General features: G+C 65.2%; 16 protein-coding genes and 1 pseudogene. 6 read left to right on the forward strand and 11 right to left on the reverse strand.

What is annotated here, in order from left to right; all coding sequences use genetic code 11:
* Positions 1-230: 230 nt before the first annotated feature.
* Positions 231-932: a transposase gene (locus CDN36_RS13185; protein ID WP_150556049.1), complete on the reverse strand. Its 702-nt coding sequence runs from the start codon at positions 930-932 to the stop codon at positions 231-233.
* A 198-nt stretch (positions 933-1,130) separates the two neighbouring features.
* Between CDN36_RS13185 and CDN36_RS13190 the strand changes: the two genes are divergently transcribed.
* The 3 genes from CDN36_RS13190 to CDN36_RS13200 all read left to right on the forward strand — a co-directional run bounded on the left by CDN36_RS13190 (position 1,131) and on the right by CDN36_RS13200 (position 3,666).
* Positions 1,131-1,979 (forward strand): OmpW/AlkL family protein, encoded by an 849-nt coding sequence (locus CDN36_RS13190; RefSeq protein ID WP_287496953.1) that lies wholly within the window; start codon positions 1,131-1,133, stop codon positions 1,977-1,979.
* A gap of 266 nt (positions 1,980-2,245) precedes the next feature.
* The gene (locus CDN36_RS13195) at positions 2,246-2,995 is read left to right on the forward strand and encodes an OmpW/AlkL family protein (RefSeq protein ID WP_287496954.1); all 750 of its coding nucleotides are present in this window, start codon (positions 2,246-2,248) and stop codon (positions 2,993-2,995) included.
* 293 nt (positions 2,996-3,288) lie between these two features.
* Complete coding sequence (locus CDN36_RS13200) at positions 3,289-3,666, forward strand: ElaB/YgaM/YqjD family protein (protein ID WP_150556046.1); 378 nt, start codon at positions 3,289-3,291, stop codon at positions 3,664-3,666.
* Between the two features lie 294 nt (positions 3,667-3,960).
* On the opposite strand, the gene CDN36_RS13205 is transcribed toward CDN36_RS13200, so the two are convergent.
* The 6 genes and pseudogenes from CDN36_RS13205 to pilM all read right to left on the reverse strand — a co-directional run bounded on the left by CDN36_RS13205 (position 3,961) and on the right by pilM (position 11,420).
* The gene (locus tag CDN36_RS13205; protein ID WP_287496955.1) at positions 3,961-5,097 is read right to left on the reverse strand and encodes a deoxyguanosinetriphosphate triphosphohydrolase; all 1,137 of its coding nucleotides are present in this window, start codon (positions 5,095-5,097) and stop codon (positions 3,961-3,963) included.
* Positions 5,098-5,112: 15 nt separating this feature from the next.
* Positions 5,113-6,189 carry a 3-dehydroquinate synthase gene (gene aroB, locus CDN36_RS13210; RefSeq protein ID WP_287496956.1) on the reverse strand — a complete coding sequence of 359 codons (1,077 nt, stop codon included), beginning with the start codon at positions 6,187-6,189 and terminating at the stop codon, positions 5,113-5,115.
* A gap of 304 nt (positions 6,190-6,493) precedes the next feature.
* A pseudogene (locus tag CDN36_RS13215) lies at positions 6,494-7,012 on the reverse strand (shikimate kinase); the annotation flags it as partial.
* Positions 6,918-9,623, reverse strand: coding sequence for a type IV pilus secretin PilQ (locus CDN36_RS13220; RefSeq protein ID WP_287496957.1), 2,706 nt, complete (start codon positions 9,621-9,623; stop codon positions 6,918-6,920). The pseudogene CDN36_RS13215 and the gene CDN36_RS13220, both read right to left, overlap by 95 nt.
* A complete protein-coding gene (locus CDN36_RS13225; RefSeq protein ID WP_174966387.1) occupies positions 9,613-10,281 on the reverse strand; it encodes a PilN domain-containing protein in 669 nt (222 codons plus the stop codon). The genes CDN36_RS13220 and CDN36_RS13225 overlap by 11 nt, the downstream gene beginning before the upstream one ends.
* On the reverse strand, positions 10,272-11,420 hold the full coding sequence (pilM, locus tag CDN36_RS13230) for a type IV pilus biogenesis protein PilM (RefSeq protein WP_287496958.1): 1,149 nt from the start codon (positions 11,418-11,420) through the stop codon (positions 10,272-10,274). The genes CDN36_RS13225 and pilM overlap by 10 nt, the downstream gene beginning before the upstream one ends.
* Positions 11,421-11,599: 179 nt before the next feature.
* Between pilM and CDN36_RS13235 the strand changes: the two genes are divergently transcribed.
* Positions 11,600-14,065: a penicillin-binding protein 1A gene (locus tag CDN36_RS13235; protein WP_287496959.1), complete on the forward strand. Its 2,466-nt coding sequence runs from the start codon at positions 11,600-11,602 to the stop codon at positions 14,063-14,065.
* Positions 14,066-14,176: 111 nt separating this feature from the next.
* Here CDN36_RS13235 and cyaY read toward each other — a convergent pair whose 3' ends face one another.
* Positions 14,177-14,497, reverse strand: coding sequence for an iron donor protein CyaY (cyaY, locus tag CDN36_RS13240; protein WP_150556039.1), 321 nt, complete (start codon positions 14,495-14,497; stop codon positions 14,177-14,179).
* 57 nt (positions 14,498-14,554) lie between these two features.
* Here cyaY and lptM point away from each other — a divergent pair, with 57 nt between their 5' ends.
* Complete coding sequence (lptM, locus tag CDN36_RS13245; RefSeq protein ID WP_150556038.1) at positions 14,555-14,782, forward strand: LPS translocon maturation chaperone LptM; 228 nt, start codon at positions 14,555-14,557, stop codon at positions 14,780-14,782.
* A 160-nt stretch (positions 14,783-14,942) separates the two neighbouring features.
* Positions 14,943-16,211, forward strand: a complete 1,269-nt coding sequence (lysA, locus tag CDN36_RS13250) for a diaminopimelate decarboxylase (protein WP_287496960.1) — start codon at positions 14,943-14,945, stop codon at positions 16,209-16,211.
* On the opposite strand, the gene msrQ is transcribed toward lysA, so the two are convergent.
* From msrQ to ccsB, 3 genes are all read right to left on the reverse strand, one after another.
* The gene (msrQ, locus tag CDN36_RS13255) at positions 16,139-16,852 is read right to left on the reverse strand and encodes a protein-methionine-sulfoxide reductase heme-binding subunit MsrQ (protein ID WP_174966396.1); all 714 of its coding nucleotides are present in this window, start codon (positions 16,850-16,852) and stop codon (positions 16,139-16,141) included. The two genes, lysA and msrQ, sit on opposite strands and share 73 nt — an antisense overlap.
* An 89-nt stretch (positions 16,853-16,941) precedes the next feature.
* On the reverse strand, positions 16,942-17,958 hold the full coding sequence (gene msrP / locus CDN36_RS13260) for a protein-methionine-sulfoxide reductase catalytic subunit MsrP (RefSeq protein ID WP_287496961.1): 1,017 nt from the start codon (positions 17,956-17,958) through the stop codon (positions 16,942-16,944).
* Between the two features lie 208 nt (positions 17,959-18,166).
* The gene (gene ccsB / locus CDN36_RS13265; RefSeq protein WP_287496962.1) at positions 18,167-19,351 is read right to left on the reverse strand and encodes a c-type cytochrome biogenesis protein CcsB; all 1,185 of its coding nucleotides are present in this window, start codon (positions 19,349-19,351) and stop codon (positions 18,167-18,169) included.
* Positions 19,352-19,353: the final 2 nt, after the last annotated feature.

A 19,353-nucleotide genomic window follows, 5' to 3' on the forward strand; every position in this document is an offset into this window, starting at 1 on the left:
ACGGTTTTGCGCATCGCACCAATCGGCCGAAGTTGGAATATACGCCAGGAATTTCACAATGACAAAATATTTTATTAGGGTCGGATGCGATTTAAAAACCGCACCAAAAGGAGGCTTGTTTTTATTGGGGTCAGATTAATGAGACACAGGCCCCGACGATCGAAAAATTTCGTGTTTTCAAGCGTTTGGCGAAAGGACGGCAGACCGGGGACGGCCTGCCGCAGGGGCGATCAGGCGGCGCCGGCGGCCAGTTTGCGGGGGCGCCCGCGCGTGAGCGGGCTCACACGACGGTTGGCGGCGAGCGACATGCGGGCCTGATATTCGGGCCCGCCGAGCAGCCAGCCCTTCTGCGTGGCTGTACGCAATGCGTCGACTTCGTGCGCCGGCAGCGGGATGGAGAATCCTTCCGCGTAGGCGCGTTGACGCTCGAACGGCGTATTCCCCAGGGCCCAGTACAGGGCGTGGTCGGTGACCAGGCTGTCGACCGTGAGGCCCACGTGATGGTTGTAGCTCGACCACACATAGTTGCCCGGCGCATCGGTGAGGCCCGCCCGTACCGGATTGAGCTCGACGTAACGACTGGCGAGCAGCAGATAGTGCTCGGCTTCGATCACGGTGGCGCGGTAGCGGCCCTCCCAGAGCGTGCCCGTGCGTTGGTGGCGCCGGTTGAAATACAGCACGTAGTAGCGCCCCACCGCCTGCAGGGTTGCGGGCAGGCTGCGCTCGTCGGCGGGCGTGGCGACCAGGTGCAGGTGGTTCGGCATCATGCACCACGCGTGGATTGCCAGGCCGTGCGTGCGTGCGGCGTCGCGCAGGCGGTCGTGAAATACGCGCCGATCCTCGTCGTCCACGAAGATCGCCTGCCGGTTATTGCCGCGCAGAATTACGTGCTGCGGTTGGCGCGGAATGAAAAGTCGCGGTAATCGGGCCATGCGGATTCAAATGTAATGCTTTAAAACTCGATATCACGATATTCGAGGGACTTTGACTGCTCAAAAACCCTTTAAATACTGATATCTAGCGAAATCCTTTCGATTCGTACAAAAACTCTAGATTCGACGATTGCACTGCGAAATCCCAAGCGCATAATGCATCGAAAAATAAATAAATAATCTTGGGAGGATAGACAAATGACAACTCGGGCCTATCGGTCCGCGGCGCGTTTGTGCGCGCTCGGATTCGGCATTTCCCTGGCGTCCGCCGGCGCCTTCGCTCAACAAGCTGGAGACAACGTCATCAACTTGGGGTGGTTCCACATCGCCCCTCAGGATTCCAGCAAACCCATGACCACGAACGTGACCCAGCAGGGCATCACGCCGGCGCTCGTGCCCTCGAGCTTCACGTCCCCGGGCAGCGGCGCCAAGGTCAGCAACGCCGACACGCTCGGGCTGGTCATCACGCACTTTCTCACCGACAACATCGCCGTTCAGACGGTGGCCGGCGTGCCCGCGAAGTTCAAGCTTAACGGACAGGGCGTCATCGCGCCGCCGGGCGTGGCCGGTGCGCTGACCAGCATCGATCTGGGCGCCGCGCAAAACAATCCGATCGTGCAGAGCGTGCGCCAATGGAGCCCGGCGCTCGTGTTTCAGTATTACTTCGGACAGGCCAACTCGACGTGGCGCCCGTTTCTCGGCGTCGGCGTGAGCTACACGTTCTTTACCAACGTGAATCTCAATCCGAATTTCGAATCGGCGCTGAATCAGAATTTCGGCAGCGTGCTCGCTTTCACTTCGGGGCATAACGGCCCGACGAGCGTGGAAGCCAAATCGTCCGCGTCGTGGCAGCCGGTTTTCAATGCCGGCTTTTCTTATGCCTTCGACAAGCACTGGGTCGCCAGCGCATCGGTCTCGTACCTGCCGCTCAAGACGACGGCGAACATCAAGATCAAGGCACAGGACGGTACGGTGCTGTCCTCGTCCGATGCCGAAATCAAGCTCAATCCGATTGTGACGTTCGTCTCGCTCGGCTACAAGTTCTAGACCCAGCGTGCGGGACGCGTATTGCGTCCGGCATGTCGGACTCCGCAGTGAATTCCGAAAGCGTGCCTGACATATACGGGCACGCCTTTCTTTCGTCCAGCGCTTTTTCCTAAGGGCATTCCATGAGTCGATGCGTGGATACAACACCTTTAGAGCGCAGCCTCCAGACTCTTGCTACCCCGGCCTTTGCACCGTCGGCATAATGGCCCTGAATTTCATTTAACGAAATTCTCGACAATAAAGAATCTTGAGCAGGAGACGAATCGATGAAGTTGAAACATCTGACGATTGCTGCCGCGGCCATGCTGACGGCATCGGGGGCCGCCTTCGCGCAACAAGCCGGCGATAACGTTATCAACCTTGGCTGGTTCCACCTCTCGCCCCAGGTTTCGAGCGACCCGCTGCATGTAACCGGCTCGAACGTGCCGGGTCTCGCCAATGCATTGAACAGCCGCCTCGGCAACACAGGCGCGGACGTGGATGACGCCGACACGCCGGGCCTGACCTTCGCCCACTTCTTTACCGACAACATCGCTGTCGAGGCGGTCGTCGGCCTTCCGCCGAAGTTCCGTCTCTATGGTAAGGGAGCGCTGGCACTGCCGGGCGGCGGATCGCTCGCCTCGGCCAAGCAGTGGAGCCCGGCACTGCTGCTGAAATACTACTTCGGCCAGGCCAACGATACGTGGCGTCCGTTCGTGGGTATCGGGGCGAGCTACTTCTTCTACTCGAACATCGAGCTCACGCCGGGCTTCCAAAACCTGGCCAGTGCCGCGCTGACCGGCGCGCCGGGAGGCAACACCACGGCCTCGCTGACCAACTCGTGGGCGCCTGTGTTCAACGCGGGTATCAACTACAACATGGACAAGCACTGGACACTCGCTTTCTCCGTGTCGTACATCCCGGTGAGCACCACGGCCAAGCTGACCACTACGCGCGGCCCGATCACGACCACCAGCGAGGCCAAGGTCAAGTTGAACCCCGTCGTGACGTTCCTGTCGCTGGGCTATCGCTTCTAAGCCGCCCGCGTATTGTCCCGACGCCGCCGAAGTCGCATCGGATGAACGAGAAAACGCCGCCATATGCGGCGTTTTCGCATTTTTGGCGGCGCTCTCGCACTGTCAGCCCGTTCTGACGTTATCTTCGGCCATCGCGCTGCAACTTTCCATTTTTGCGAACTGTCTCTGAAGATGCCCCCGAGCTAGAACCGGCGCGTCATAATGGTCGCTCGCCTCAGGGTTCCACCGGCGTCCGCTCCCGTCTCCGGATACGCGAACGTCGTATTTCAATACCTCTTCTTGGGAGTCTGAAAATGGGAATTGCCTCGAAAGCGGAAACTGCACTGAACAGCAGCCTGGAGGACGCGCGCTACGCCGGCCGCCGCACCGCGCGTGCCGCACGGCTCGCCGGCGGCGATGTGTCGTCTCGCGTGCGCGACCTTCTCGACGATCTCGAACACGCCCTCGCCAACGCGAAATCGGCGTCGGACATCGAAGCGCTGCGCAACGAAATCGGCGACAAGCTGCGGCAGGCTCGCAGCGACTTCGGCGATGCGCGCGCGAATTTGCGTCGGCGAGCGGGCGAAGTGTGGGACGAGGCCGACGGCTACGTACACGAGCGCCCATGGCAAGCCCTCGGGACTGTTGCGGCCGTCGCGCTGGTGCTCGGCTTCATCGCCGGTCGCAGCTAGGCTCCCGAGCACCCCGATGTGCCTCGCCGCATGGCAGCGTGGGGGCGTGCGCTGCAAAGGTCAAAAACCTGCGGACGCCGGGACCCGCGCTACCGACGCCCCGCCTCAAACGAAACAGCCGGCAAACCCGCCGGCTGTTTCGCTATTTCGTTCGCTCGTTCGTTCGTTCGCTCGTTCGTCTTCCAAGTCCACCTGTGGCTCGCGGGCTTCCCCTCTCGGGCGCCTTATGGTCGACCGAGGGCCGACGGGCGGGCAACAGGAGGCCAACGGACGGTCGACGCGGTCGCAGTGCGATCAGAGCGTTGGCGCAATGGTAAATAGCCGGCTGTATTCCTTGATCGCGTAGCGATCCGTCATCCCCGCGATGTAGTGTGCGATCCAACGCGGTTGATCGGCCGCATTCTCCGTGCGGTAATTCGGCGGCAGCAGGCGCGGATCCGTGAGAAACGCGTCGAACAGTTCCTGAACGATGCGTTGCGCCTTGGCCGCCATGCGCATCACGAGGTAGTGCCGATAAAGGTTCTCGAACAGGAACCGCTTGAGCTGGCCGGCGTGCTCGCGCATTTCGTCGCTGAAAGCGACCAGCGGGCCGGCGTCGCGGACCTCTTCCATCGAGGCGGGCGAAGCGTCCGCCACGCGACGCCGCGTAGTGGCAATCAAATCGACGATCAGCGCATTGATGATCCGGCGCGTCGTCTCGTGTACCAGACGGCGGCCAGAGATCGCCGGCCACTCCAGCCGCGCTTCGGCACAATAGCGTTTCCAGAGTGGGACGTCGTCGAGTTGTTCGAGCGTCAGCAGCCCCGAGCGCACGCCGTCGTCGATATCGTGGTTGTTGTAGGCGATTTCGTCGGCCAGATTGGCGATCTGGGCCTCGATGCCGGGTTGGCGCCCCTTGAGAAAGCGCTCACCCAATTCGCCCAACGCCCGCGCATTAGCGCGCGAACAGTGCTTGAGAATGCCCTCGCGTGTCTCGAAGCACAGGTTCAAGCCGTTGAAGCCGCCGTAGTGCTCCTCCAATTCGTCTACGACGACGAGACTCTGCAGGTTGTGCTCGAAGCCGCCGTACTCGCGCATGCTGGCGTTGAGCGCGTCCTGTCCCGCATGGCCGAAGGGCGTGTGCCCGAGATCGTGGGCCAGCGCGATCGCCTCGACGAGGTCTTCGTTCACACGGAGATTGCGGGCGATCGAGCGGCCGATCTGCGCGACTTCGAGGCTATGCGTGAGACGCGTGCGAAACAGATCCCCTTCGTGATTCACGAAGACCTGGGTCTTGTATTCCAGCCGACGGAATGCAGTTGAATGAATAATGCGATCGCGATCACGCTGGAATTCGGTGCGCGTCGCCGGCGCAGGCTCGGCGAAGCGCCGCCCGCGCGAAGCCGCAGAGCGCGCCGCGTAGGGGGCAAGCGACGCTTCGTAATCGATCATCGCCCGCCTCCTTCCTTACACGTTGGCGCGCAGCGTAGCGCGCAAATCGGCGTCGGGAACGCTTGTCATGAACGCGCCCCCCAGGCGGTTGAGCAGCACGAAGCGGATGTCGCCGCCTTCGGCCTTTTTGTCCACACGCATCAGATCGACGTAGCGGTCTTCGCCGAGATCCGGCCCGACGACCGGCAGCCGGGCCGCCGCGACCAGTGCCTTGATGCGCGGCACGAGGCCTTCGTCGATGAACCCGAGGCGCGCGGACAGGTCGGTCGCCATCACCATGCCGCAGCCGACAGCCTCACCGTGCAGCCACTCGCCGTAGCCGAGCCCTGCCTCGATGGCATGGCCGAAGGTATGCCCGAAATTCAGCGTGGCGCGCAGGCCCTGTTCGCGCTCGTCGCTGGCCACGACCTGCGCCTTGATCTCGCAGGAACGCTGCACCGCGTATGAGAGCGCCGCCGTATCGCGCGCGTTGAGCGCGTCGATGTTCGCCTCGATCCAATCGAAGAACTTCTCGTCCGCAATCGCGCCGTGCTTGATCACCTCGGCCAGGCCCGCCGCGAGTTCGCGCTCGGGCAGCGTGGCGAGCGTGCCGATGTCGGCCAGCACGGCGCTCGGCTGCCAGAAAGCGCCGATCATGTTCTTGCCCATCGGATGGTTGATGCCTGTCTTGCCGCCAACCGACGAGTCGACTTGCGCGAGCAGCGTCGTGGGCACCTGCACGAACGGCACACCGCGCATGTAGCAGGCCGCCGCGAAGCCGGTCATGTCACCGACGACGCCGCCGCCCAGGGCAATCAGCGTCGTCTTGCGGTCAGCCTGGGCACCGAGCAATTCGTCGAACACCAGATTGAGCGTCTGCCAGTTCTTGTGCGCCTCGCCATCGGGCAACACCGCAGTGACGACGCGTTTGCCCAACCGCTGCAGCGTGGCGGCCACCCGCTCCGCATACAGCGGTGCGACGGTCGTGTTCGTGACGATGACCGCATGCGTGCCGCGCACGTGCGGCGCGAACAGCGCGTCCTGCGTCAGCAGATCGGTGCCGATGTGGATGGGATAGGCGCGCTCGCCCAGATCGAGTTTGAGGGTAATCATGCCGCTTGTTGTCGTATTCGCGATATCGACCGGCCGATATCAGCGAGAAAAGGTGTCACGGGTATCACGGGTATCACGGGGCATCATGGGCCGGCGGGACGGACGCTGCCGACTCCGGGTCGTCGCTATTTGGCCGATGGTTTGGCCAGCGATTTGGCGCGCTATTCGGCACGCTAATTGAGGCGCTGTTTGACGATATCAGTCTGCCACCCTCACGCGGGACATCCTGCCCCCGTGCCACGGTCGGAGCCGCTTCGGCGAGTGCGCTGTCGGGCACGCCCGGCACGGCGCCGGATGTGCTCGGCACGATGCCCGCGACTTCGAGTTGCATCAGCACCATGTTGACGAGCGCATTCACACTCGGCCGCCCCGTTTCAATCACGAAGGTCGCGCACTCGCGATACAGCGCGTCGCGCTCCTGAAACAGTTGTTCGAGACGCGCGCGCGGATCCGCCGTTTGCAGCAACGGCCGATTCTTGTCCCGGCGCGTGCGCAGCCACAGGTCATGCGGATTGGCCCGGAGATAGACGACAGTGCCGCGCGACTTGATGCGTTCGCGGTTCTCGGCGCGCAGCACGGCGCCGCCGCCGGTGGCGAGGACGATGCCGCTGCGCTGGGTGAGTTCGTCGATGGTCTGGGCTTCGCGCTGACGGAAACCGTCTTCGCCCTCGTGCTCGAAGATGACCGGAATGCGCACGCCTGTGCGCGCTTCGATCTCGTGGTCGGAGTCATAGAACTGCCGTCCGAGACGTCGTGCCACTGCGCGTCCAACCGTGGTCTTGCCCGCCCCCATCAGTCCGACAAGTATTACGTTTTCCAGCATAAATCGCTGATATTTGGGTTCCAATCCCTGATGATACCGGGATATCCCTCCGGCGTGCGGAACGCGTCGCCTCGGGCATCCCCTCGGTCAGCCTGGGATGGCCGGAAGGTAGGTCGCCCCTTGGCGCCAGCGGCGGCGCCCATACCGTTGACGCGGGCGACGGGGCAGTCTCGGGCGGCACCGCCTCCGGTACGGCCGGCAGTTCAGGCAGCGCTTCCACGAGGGGCGGCGCGTCCGCGGGTAGGGCACCGCCCTCGGGCACCACACTCGGCGTCAGGAATACCAGCAGTTCGGTGCGTCGGTTTTCCTCCGTGCGGTTTCGAAACAGGGCGCCGAGCACTGGCACCTCTCCAATCCACGGCACGCCCGCCCGGGAATCGCGCTGCTCCTCCTGATATATCCCGCCGATGGCGACCGTTCCCCCATTCTCGACCTGTACCTGCGTCTTGACCTGCCGCGTATCGATGGCAAACCCACCGACGACCTCCTGTCCAACACTGTCCTTGCGCACGTCGACGTCGAGAATTACGCGACCGTCGGGGGTGATCAGCGGCGTGACTTCCAGCCGCAACGTCGCCTTTCTGAAGCGCACCGACGGCAGGCTGCGCCGGCCCTCGCGCATCACATAAGGCAATTCCGTACCCTGCTCGATGACGGCCTGGATCTTATCCGCCGTCACCACGCGAGGTCGGGAAATCACGCGTCCGCGTCCGCTCGTCTCCAGAGCGGAGAGCTCGAGTTGCAGGAACCGCGTGGCAGAGCGGCCGAACAGGGTGATGGCCAGGCTCGGCGGTACGGCGCCCGCCAGCGCGGCGGCCGGCAAGCCGATGTCGAGCGAACTGCCGCGTGGCTTGCCTCCGACGCCACGCGTGCCCTCGGGCTTTTCGGCACCTCGCGGCTCGCCGGCCCCCCCTCGGCCGCCACGATCCGACGAATCGCCACTGCCGCCGCCACCGGCGCCACCGCCGTTCCCCGGCGCCCCACTGTATCCCGCGAGCCGCACGCCGAGCGAATCGCTGAATCGATCGTCGACTTCGACGATGCGCGCTTCGATGAGAACCTGGCGCACCGGCACGTCGATGCGCGCGATGAACGAGGCCAGCGCTTCGAGCTTCTCGGGCACATCCGTGACGAACAGCTGGTTGGTGCGCGGATCGGCAATCAAGCTGCCTCGTGCCGATAAAAGCCGCCGCCCCTTGGCATCCTTCTCTCCCATGATGATCTCCCGCAGGGCCTGCGCGCGCGGATAGTTGAGCGTGAAGCGACGACTCGCGAGCGGCAGCAGCGCCTCCCGCTTGGCCTCGGCCTCGAGTTGCGTCTGCTCGTCGGCCAGCAACTGCGCGCGCGGTGCAATCCAGTCCACGCCACCGACCTGCCGCACCCCCAGCCCGGCGCTGCGAATCATAACGTCGAAGGCTGTCTCGGCCGTCACCCCGTGCAAATCCATGTCGAGACTCCCCTGCACGGGCTCCCCGAGCGCCACGCTGCGCCCGGTGAGCTGAGCGAAAGTCCGGAGCGCGTCGCCCGCCGGAGCGCCGTGCAGCGTGACGTCCACGGTGTCGGCATCCGCCGTTTTCGTCCGCCGTTGATCCCTGGGCGCTTCGCGCCAGGTCGCCTCCAGTCCGGTGGCGCCGCGCCGAAGCATCACGTAACGCGAACCCGCTCGCATCGACCCCACCAGCGGCGCCTTCTCGATCGATGGCGCCTGGCTGGACGCCGCCATCGTCACGGCGCCGCGCGCCGGCCGGCGCGTCAGCGGCGTTCGGAATACGTCGACCATGTCTGCGGGTAGCGCCCACGGCGGCAGCAGTGCGGGCATTGCGGGAACGGCTTGCGAGGCGGCACGCACAGCGAGGTCCGAGGGCTTGCGCCAGAGAAAGGCGGCAACGGTCACGGTCAGCACGGCCTGCGCATCCGTCGCCCCGGCGGTTTCCCGCGAAGGGCCCTGCAACGAAAACCGTTCGACTTCTAGATGACGCGGCATTCGGTCCACTTCGGCGAGCCAGGCGAGCAGGTCCGCTACCGCGCCGCGAACGCGCATTTCCGCCCGCTCGATTTCAATACCGTCTTCGCGGCTGGCGTGTTCGGACGCCACCGAGGCGCCCGGCCGCGCCGTCTCCAATATCAGCCCGCTTCGTGCCACCTGTTGCTCGAGGTCCGCGCGCCACGTGCTCGACGGCTCGTGATGCGGTTCCTCCATCCGGGGTGCAGCACCGCCCCAAGGCTGGCCGGACGACAACGAAGCGCCCGATGGTCCGTCCGCGCGCGGCAGCAAGCGCCGCCAGGCAACGTCGTCCGCGTGCGCCCTCCGGAGCGACTCCGCCAGCACGGGCAGTTGTCCTGCGGCCTCATCGGTTCGTGCCAGCGTCGCCTCCTCGATGCCGAGATCCTTCTGCAACGCCGCCCGCGTCGGTAATCCGATGAGCCACCATACGGACCACGCCAACATCAGCCCGGTCAACCATGCAACCGCCGCCAACACCCATCGCACAGGTGCAGACCACTCGGTGGGCGAGGTGGACGTCAGCGCGGCCCATCGCGCGCGCCAGCGGCTCGACATGTCGTGTACAACGTCGCGGACGTCGTCCGGCGGATGGGGTTCACCGTACATCGGCCACCTCCTCCGACGACCACTCGTCCACGGTGTCTACCCCCCGCGCCGCCGGTCTGGGCGACGGCTTGGGCTCGATGCGCAGCGTGAACCGACGGATCTCAGGCTGTGGGCCCGAGGTGTCGGCATCGGCCCACTGGCGCCGAACGCTCTCGGGCACCACGCTCGACTCGACCTCGGCGACCTTGCGCACCCACGGCAGTGCGCGCAGGCGCTTCTGTGTCTCGCGGACTCTCGACTGAGTCGTCGCGTACCCCTCGATGCGCAAATGGTCTCCACCAGACTTCACGGACGTGAGCCGCACGCCGTCAGCGCAGGCGCGCATCACGTCCAGCAGCCGAGGGGCGACGGATTGCCGCTGCTCGACCAGGGTCACGGCCGCGCGGCGATGCGCCACCATGGCAGACAGAGCACGCGCGGTCGCATCGAAAGCTGCGCGCTCGCCCGCTCGCGCTTCATTGCTCGCGCGCAGCGCAGCAAGTCGTGCCCGCGCCTCCCCGCGTAAGTGGAGATCAAGCGCGATCGGCGCGGCCGCGGCCACGGCTCCGAGCGCCGCGATCGCGGTCCAAAGTCGCCACTGACGACGGAACGCCAGTTGACGGCGCTGCTCGAGCGTCAGCAGGAAGTCGAGCGGTGGCAGTGAGGCCTTCACTCGCATGACACCCCCTGCACGGACATTGCGCGAAGCGCTAACCCGCATGCCACCGCAAAGGCGCCGCGCTGCGCGAATGGCTGACGGCGATGCGAGATCGAGAATCGCCGCAACGGATCGAAAGGGCGTACCGGAATGCCACATGCCGCCTCGAGTGCATCGCAGATTGCGACCAGCGTGCCCGGGCTGGCGCCTTGTGCAGCCAGGTACATCGCACGGGGTCTGACCGCCAGCTTGCCCGCCACCTCGCGCACAATACCCGCCAGCGCGTCCGGATGTCCGCCAATGCCGTCAAATCGCTCGCGCGCATCGGCCACGCAATCGCTACCGTCAAATACCGAAAGGTCGAACTCGTTGGCATCCACCTGCAGCAACGCCAACGGCGGCGGCTCCCGCTCCACCCCAGCGTTCGCCTCAGTCTCGGTGTTGGCGCCGCTGCCGGCCGAGGCATCCGCGCGCGCGGCGCTCGGCCACGCCCACCGGAACGCGCGTCGTGCTGCTTCGTGTGCCGCATCGACCGCCTGCGGCTGCAAGCCGCACATTTCCAGTACCGCGACGCGAGCGTCGACCAACTCCGCCTCGCAGGCGTACAGCCGCAGCCGATGGTTGGCGGGGTCTGCCCACGTCACCCCGACCCGGCAGCGCAAGCCGGCGTCCGCGTCGCCAGGCACCAACAGCGCGGCGCGCCGCTCGCACCACGCACGTAGTGCGCGCGGCGGCACGTCCGCCGGATAGTCGACGACTTCGGTCTTGAGCCCGTGCGCCGGCAGCGCCAGCACGATCGTGTCGTCGCGCAACTCCGAAGCGCTCATGCCGGTTCGCTCCAGCAAATCGGCGAGGTGACGCGCAGCTGCTTCGGGCTTGGCAATCAACGCGCCTCGCACGACACCGTCTTCGACCACCGCGCTGCCATAGGCCGTCAGGCGCAGACGTGCGGGGCCGGCACACCGCGTCAGACGAACGAATTGGACCGCCGCCGCGTCAAAGTGAATGCCCACCCCGCCACCGCCGCCGCGTGGCGGCGCCGACGTGAGTCCGCTGCTCATCTGACGTACTCCGCGCAGGACCGCTCTCATCATGCCCCTCCTTCCGTTTCTCGCTTTGTCGATGCGATCGATCCTAGCGATGGCGATACGGCAGTCCAATCGGACCAGTCCGAATCCTGAGAGGCACATAGCGGTCAATTTCCGCTTTAGGAATTCATGCGTGTTTTTTCTCGTCTTTTTCCGAGACCCCGTAGGCCTGCACTCCGATTTCCGGCAGGTCCGGCGGGTGGGCGCGGGGCGTTCGTTATAATCGGCCCATCGTTTTTTCCGGTTCCCCCATGGCAAGCACACCCCAAACCGAGACACCTCGCGACAAGCGCCCACCCAAACCGCGCCGCTCCCTGTGGCTGCGCCTCGCTCTGTGGTTCGTCGGCCTGGTCGCCGCGATGGGCGTGTGTGGCGCGTTGCTCGCCGGGTACATCCTGGTGGTGATGACGCCGCAGTTACCGTCGCTCGACACGATCGTCGACTATCGACCCAAGATTCCGCTGCGCATCTATACCGCCGACGAAATCCAGATCGGCGAGTTCGGCGAGGAGCGTCGCAATCTGGTGCGCTTCGCCGATATCCCGGACGTCATGAAAAAAGCCGTGCTCGCCATCGAGGACGACCGCTTCTATCAGCACGGCGGGGTGGACTTCATCGGGATATTCCGCGCGGGCGTGGCGAACTTCACGCGCGGCGGCTCTTCGCAGGGCGCCAGTACGATCACGATGCAGGTGGCGCGCAACTTCTTCCTGTCCAGCGAGAAGACATATACGCGCAAGATTTACGAAGCGCTGCTCGCCTACAAGATCGAATCGCGCCTCACGAAGGATCAGATTCTCGAGCTGTACATGAATCAGATCTATCTCGGCGAGCGGGCCTACGGCTTCGCGAGCGCCGCGCGGGTGTATTTCGGCAAGGATCTGAAGGACATCACGCTGGCCGAGGCGGCCATGCTCGCCGGCCTGCCCAAGGCGCCGTCCGCCTACAACCCCATCGTCAATTACAAGCGCGCCCGCGTGCGTCAGGAATACATCCTCAAGCGGATGTACGACCTGGGCTACATTTCCAAGGCGGAATACGACCAGGCCATCGCCCAGGAACTCGTGGTGCGCGGGCTCGGCAGCGAGTTCAGCGTCCACGCCGGCTACGTCGCGGAAATGGTGCGTCAGTTGCTCTACGCCCAGTTCAAGGACGAGATTTACACGCGCGGCTTCAACGTCTACACGACGATCAACTCGGCCGACCAGGAAGCCGCGTATGAAGCGCTGCGCTCGGGTGTGATGGCCTATGAACTGCGCCACGGCTACCGCGGCCCCGAGGCGAACATCGATCTGCCAGACGATCAGGACGCCCGCGAACAACTGATCGACGATACCCTCGTCGAGCATCCGGACAGCGGCGACATGGTCGCGGCCGTGGTGCTGTCGGCCACGCCGCAACAGGTCAAGGCGGTGCTGCTCAACGGCGACGACGTGACGGTGACCGGCGACGGGCTGCGCTTTGCCGCCGCGGGCCTGAGCGCCAAGGCGCAACCGAAGCAGAAGATCCGTCGCGGTTCGGTGATCCGCGTCACGAAGGACGCGAAGGAAAACTGGCGCATCGTGCAGATGCCGGACATCGAAGCCGCATTCGTCTCGCTCGACCCGCAGAACGGCGCAATTCGCTCGCTCGTCGGCGGATTCGACTTCAACCGCAACAAGTTCAACCACGTCACGCAGGCATGGCGGCAGCCGGGGTCGAGCTTCAAGCCATTTATCTATTCGGCCGCCCTGGAAAAGGGTTTCGCGCCGGCGACGATCATCAACGACGGCCCGCTCTATTTCACCGCGGCGCAAACGGGCGGTCAGCCGTGGGAGCCGAAGAATTACGGCGGGGGCTTTGAAGGGCCGATGCCCATGCGCGTGGCGCTGATGCGCTCGCGCAACCTCGTGTCGATCCGTATTCTGCAGAGCATCACGCCCGGCTATGCGCAGAAGTACATCGGGCGCTTCGGCTTCGAGGCGGACAAGCATCCTGCGTATCTCCCGATGGCGCTCGGCGCCGGCATGGTCACACCGCTGCAAATGGCCAGTGCATATGCGGTCTTCGCGAACGGCGGCTTCCGCGTGAATCCCTTCATCGTGGCGCGCATCACCGACTCCAAGGGCAACGTCATCATGGAGGAGAAGCCGACGACGGCGGGTGACGAGTCGATCCGCGCGATCCCTGCGCGCAACGCGTTCATCATGAACTCGATGCTCCACGACGTGGCCACGCGCGGGACTGCGGCGAAGACCAACGTGCTCAAGCGCAGCGACCTCGCGGGCAAGACCGGGACGACCAACGATTCTCACGACGCCTGGTTCGCCGGCTACCAGTCGCAACTCGTAGGGGTGGCCTGGATCGGCTTCGATCAGCCGCGCAATCTGGGGGATCGGGAGACCGGTGGCGGGCTGGCGCTGCCGATCTGGATCGACTACATGGCCAAGGCGTTGCGCGGGGTGCCAGAGTCGACGCGTCCGGTGCCGCCGGGCGTCATCCAGGCCAATGGCGATTACTTCTATGACGACTATCCGCCTGGCCGTGCGGTGAGCACGGTGGGGCTGAGCGCGGATACGGCCCCGGATGGATCGGCCGCGACCGGGCCGTCGACGTCAACCGGCGCCGGTGCGTTCCCGGGACAGATGCCGGCGTCGCCGGGACCGGCGCCGACGCCCGCCCCGGTCGATCGGCAGGAGCGTCAACGTATCCTGGATATGTTCAACAGCAAGCCTTGACGCTGAGAAGCGCCTGCGGAGCAGGCGGCGACTGCGTTAAGGCCGGCGCCGGGGGCGGGGGGCACTCGGCAATGCGCTCCAGACCGAGCCGGGGCCGTGGGATTCGAGCGCTCAGTCCGCGCTCAGCGTGACCGTCTCGCCGGCCTGCTCCGACGCGAAGCGCGAGAGCGCTTCGAACAGTTCCGAATCATCGCGGGTGTCACGCCACTTGTCGCCTTTGAGCCGGTAGTGATAGCCGCCCGAGCGCGCCGCGATCCAGATCTCGCTCATCGGGGTTTGCAAGTTGACGATAATCTTGCTGCCGTCTTCGAATTCGAGCGTCAGGACATTGCCGGAGCGCTCGCAATCGATGTCCACATCGCTGCCCTCGACAGCCGCCTCCACCTGCGCCAGCACCGCCTCGGCGAGCGCCAGGAATTCACTTTCCGTCATGCTAAACTCCACGATTTGCGTCATCGTTTGCATGCCGCACCACGCGGCGATACCCCCATGACTGCACCTATTCGAACCAGCGCGATTGTAGCGTCGATTGCTCTTCTGAGCGTGTTGGCCGGCTGCGGCCAGGCCGGGCCGCTGTATATCCCGGCCCGGCCCGTCAAACCGACGCCGCCGCCGGGCGCCCCGCTGCCCCCGCCGCCGCGCGTGCCGGAGCCGCAGCGCGGCCCGTCGGTCGAGGTGCCGCCTGCAGACGTGCTGCCCCCCGCCAAACCCGAATGAGCCTGGCGGCCAGCCCAATCCCGGCCAGCCCCCAGACAACCGCCGGCAAATTCCCCTCGAATTCCGGCTAAGCTACGGCCAGACCCAGCGCAATCGAGCGCTATTCGGCCCACGCCCGCCGCCCACCGGCGGGCCACCGTTTGATTACCGAGTACTCGCAATGTCCGACGCCACCTTCTCCTACCGCGACGACGTGCTCCATGCCGAGGGCGTTGCCCTGCCGGCGCTCGCCGAGCGTTTCGGCACGCCTCTGTACGTCTATTCGAAGGCGGCTCTGACGCGCGCCTATCAGGCCTACGCCAAGGCCTGCGAAGGGCGCAACGCCGCCGTGCACTACGCCGCCAAGGCGAACTCGAATCTCGCCGTGCTCGGCGTGTTCGCGCGCCTTGGCGCCGGCTTCGACATCGTGTCGGCCGGTGAACTGGCGCGCGTCATCGCAGCCGGCGGCGACCCGAAGCGCGCGGTGTTCTCGGGCGTCGGCAAGCATGCCGACGAAATGCGCTATGCGCTGGAAAAGGACGTCTTCTGCTTTAACGTCGAGTCGCGTCCGGAGCTCGACCGCCTCAACGAGGTCGCCGGGCAAACGGGCAAGCGCGCCCGCGTGTCGCTGCGCGTGAACCCGAACGTCGACGCCAAGACGCACCCGTACATCTCCACCGGCCTGCGCGGCAACAAGTTCGGCGTGGCCTACGAGGAAGCGTTCGACGCCTATCGCGCCGCTGCCGCCATGCCGCACCTGGAAGTGGTCGGCATCGACTGCCACATCGGCTCGCAGATCACCGAAATCTCGCCGTATCTCGACGCGACCGACAAGGTGCTCGATCTGGTCGAAAAGCTCGAAGCCGCCGGCATTTCGCTACATCACATCGATGTGGGCGGCGGCCTGGGAATCACCTACACCGACGAGACACCGCCGGACATCACCGCCTTTGCCACCACGCTGCTCGATCATATCGCCAAGCGCGGCCACGGCCATCGACAAGTCCTGTTCGAGCCGGGCCGCTCGCTGGTGGGCAACGCCGGCATACTGCTCACGCGCGTGGAATTCCTCAAGCACGGCGAAACGAAGAACTTCGCCATCGTCGATGCCGCCATGAACGATCTGGCCCGTCCCGCCATGTACGAGGCCTATCACGACATCGACCCGGTCGAGCGGCGCGCGCTGGACGTTGCCACGTATGACGTCGTCGGCCCGGTTTGCGAGAGCGGCGACTGGCTCGGTCGCGACCGGGCGCTGGCCATCACGCCCGGCGACCTGCTCGCAATCCGTTCGGCGGGCGCCTATGGCTTCACGATGAGCTCGAACTACAACACGCGCCCGCGCGCCGCCGAAGTGATGGTCGACGGCGAGAACGTCTACCTCGTGCGCGAGCGCGAAACGGTCGAGTCGCTGTTCGCCGGCGAACGGCTGCTGCCCGATGGCGTCTGAGCGCGCCTGCGAAGCGCCCACAACACGCGGGCGCCGAGCAGGCACGCCACCACGATCGCGTAGATCGCCGGCTCGGCAAAGTCGCGCTTGCCCGCCTTCATCCACCAGTAGTGCAGAATCGCCAACACCGCGATCGCGTATATCGCGCGATGCAGCCGTTGCCAGCGCCGCCCACCCAGACGCCGCACCATCGCATGCGGCGAGGTCAACGCCAGCGGCACCATCAGCACGAATGCCGCGAAGCCCATCGTGATGAACGGACGCTTGCCCGTCACGTCGCGTATGATGCTCGCCCAGTCGAACCACTGATCGAGCCAGAAGTACGTCGTGAAATGCAGCGCGGCGTAGAAGAACGCGAAGAGCCCCAGCATTCGGCGAAAGCGCAGCAGCCATGCCAGACGCGGCAACCGCCGCACGGGCGTGACGGCCAGCGTGACGCATAGCAGGACCAGCGTCCATGTCCCGGTCGAGCGCGTGATGAACTCGACGGGATTCGCGCCCAGCCGGTCCGTTATGCCGTTCACCACGAGACGCAGCAACGGCAGCAGCGCGAGCAGGAATACGGTGGCTTTTCCCCAAGGCACCCAGCGCGGTGCACCGCCCCTCGGCACGGCCCGCACGTGGGCTTGCCAGGCGCGCACCGGGCCGTCTCGTGCCGGCGGCGAGGAAACGGCAAGACCGTCGCGTGATTCGGTGGGTTGGGTGGACACGACGCGTCGACTCGGAAGATTCAGAAAAATTTGCGCAGATCCATGCCCTGGTACAGGCTGGCGACTTGCTCGCCATAGCCGTTGAACATCAGGGTCTTGCGCTTGGGCGTGAAGATGCCGCCGTCGCCGATCCGGCGCTCGGTGGCCTGGCTCCAGCGCGGATGGTCGACGTCGGGATTCACGTTGGAGTAAAAGCCGTACTCGTCCGGCGCGGCGCGATGCCAGCTCGTGACAGGCATCTTCTCGACGAAGCGGATCTTCACGATGGACTTCGCGCTTTTGAAGCCATACTTCCACGGCACCACCATGCGCACCGGCGCCCCATTCTGGTTGGGCAGGACCTCGCCGTACAGGCCGAAGGTCAACAGTGAAAGCGGATGCATTGCCTCGTCCATGCGCAGCCCTTCGACGTATGGCCAGCCGAGCACCGGGTACGACAGGCCCGGCATCTGTTTGGGATCGGCCAGCGAAACAAACTCCACGTACCGCGCATTGCCCGTCGGCTGCACTTGCCTGATCAGCTCGGACAGCGAGTAGCCGATCCACGGAATCACCATGGACCAGCCCTCGACGCAACGCAGGCGATAGACGCGTTCTTCGAGCGGCGCGAGCTTGAGCAGCGCGTCGATGTCGTAGACCTTGGGTTGCCGCACCTCGCCTTCGATCGCAATCTGCCACGGACGCGGCCTGAGCGTGCCCGCCCGACGCGCCGGGTCGGATTTGTCCGTACCGAACTCGTAGAAGTTGTTGTAGGTGGTGACGTCCTTGATGTCAGTGGGCTTGTCCGTGACGACATAGCGCGTGTTGCGCGGCGCGCTCAGTTTCGCCAGCCCCGTGCCCGGACTGTCGGCGCCTGGCGCCGCCAAGGCAGTCTCGTGCGGCAGCAGGCCCAACGCAGCGCCGCCGATACCGGTCAGCCCCACCAGCCCCGCGCCCCAAGCGCGCAAAAAATGCCGTCGCGCCTCGACGAGTTCCCGCGGCGTGATGCTGCTCGCCGGGATGTCCGCGCCACGCAGGCGGGATTTGTTCGTGCTCATGACTCGCTCTCCTGATGCAGCTTGCGGGCAGCGGCGCCGCGCTGCGCCAAGCCCCGGGACTTCGCCCGTCCCGCCACGTCGGTTCGACCGTGCTCGCGCGCCTGCCGGTTCCCCCGCACGCAATGCAAAAATCATACGCCACGATGAAAAAAGCCGCCGGCTCATGAGCGCGGCGGCTTTCGGGCGACGTTCGGCGTCAGGCGCCGCGTCAGAGCTGTCCGTAGCTATGCAGTCCCGACAGGAACATGTTCACACCGAGGAATGCGAACGTGGTGATCAGCAGGCCCGTCAGCGACCACCATGCCGCCACGACCCCGCGCAGCCCCTTCATGAGGCGCATGTGCAGCCACGCGGCGTAGTTCAGCCAGACGATCAGCGCCCACGTCTCCTTCGGGTCCCAACTCCAGTAGCCGCCCCACGCGTCCGCGGCCCACAGCGCACCGAGGATCGTCGCGATCGTGAAGAACGCAAAGCCGACGGCGATGGCCTTGTACATCACGTCGTCGAGCAGTTCGAGCGACGGCAGACGCGACGAGAAGAAGCCTGTGTCGGGCGCCTTGCCCGTCGCGGCCAGCCGCTTGTTCTCGCTCGACTTGAGCAGATACGCCACCGCGACCATCGCAGCGAGCGCAAACGTACCGTAGCCGATGAAGTTCGCGGGCACGTGAATCTTCATCCACCAGCTCTGCAGCGCCGGCACCAGCGGCTGAATCTCATAGGCGCTGCGCGCCACGCTGTACCACAGGTTGAAGCTCACGGCCGCGCTGATCACCAGCAGCACGAACGGGCCAAGCGCGCGGGTTTCGTAGCGGTGCTCGTAGTACAGGTAGAACAGCGCGGTGATCAGGCAGAAGAGCACGAACACCTCGTACAGGTTCGAGATCGGAATGTGCCCGACGTCTGCGCCGACCAGATACGACTCGTACCAGCGCACCATCATGCCGGTAAAGCCGAGCAGCACGGCCGCCCAGCACAGCGACGAGCCTACGCTCGCGCCGAACGGCGAGCGTGCGAGCAGGCCGCCCCAGTAGAAGAGCGTCGACAGGAAAAACAGCGCGCTCATCCACAGGATCGCCGACTGGCTCGAGAGGAAATACTTGAGGAAGAAGGCCTGATCGGCGCGCGCCAGATCGTGGTGATACATGGCGATGCCACCGAGCGCGAGAACCGCGATGCCGGCCATCAACCAGCGCACCGCACGCCAGTGCCAGCCCAGCAGCGCGAAGGTCGGCACCGCGAGCACGAGGATCGTGTGCTCGTAGTAGTCCATGTAGTGACCGTACTGGCTCAGCGCCACGCCCGCGCCAACGGCCAGCGCGAGCGCGAACAGCCAGTCGCCGGGACTGCGCCGGCGCAGCCACGAGGCCTCCGAATACTGTTGCGATAACTCCATCT

Source organism: Pandoraea sp. CB10b_02 (assembly GCF_002216225.1).
GTDB classification, from domain to species: domain Bacteria; phylum Pseudomonadota; class Gammaproteobacteria; order Burkholderiales; family Burkholderiaceae; genus Pandoraea; species Pandoraea nosoerga.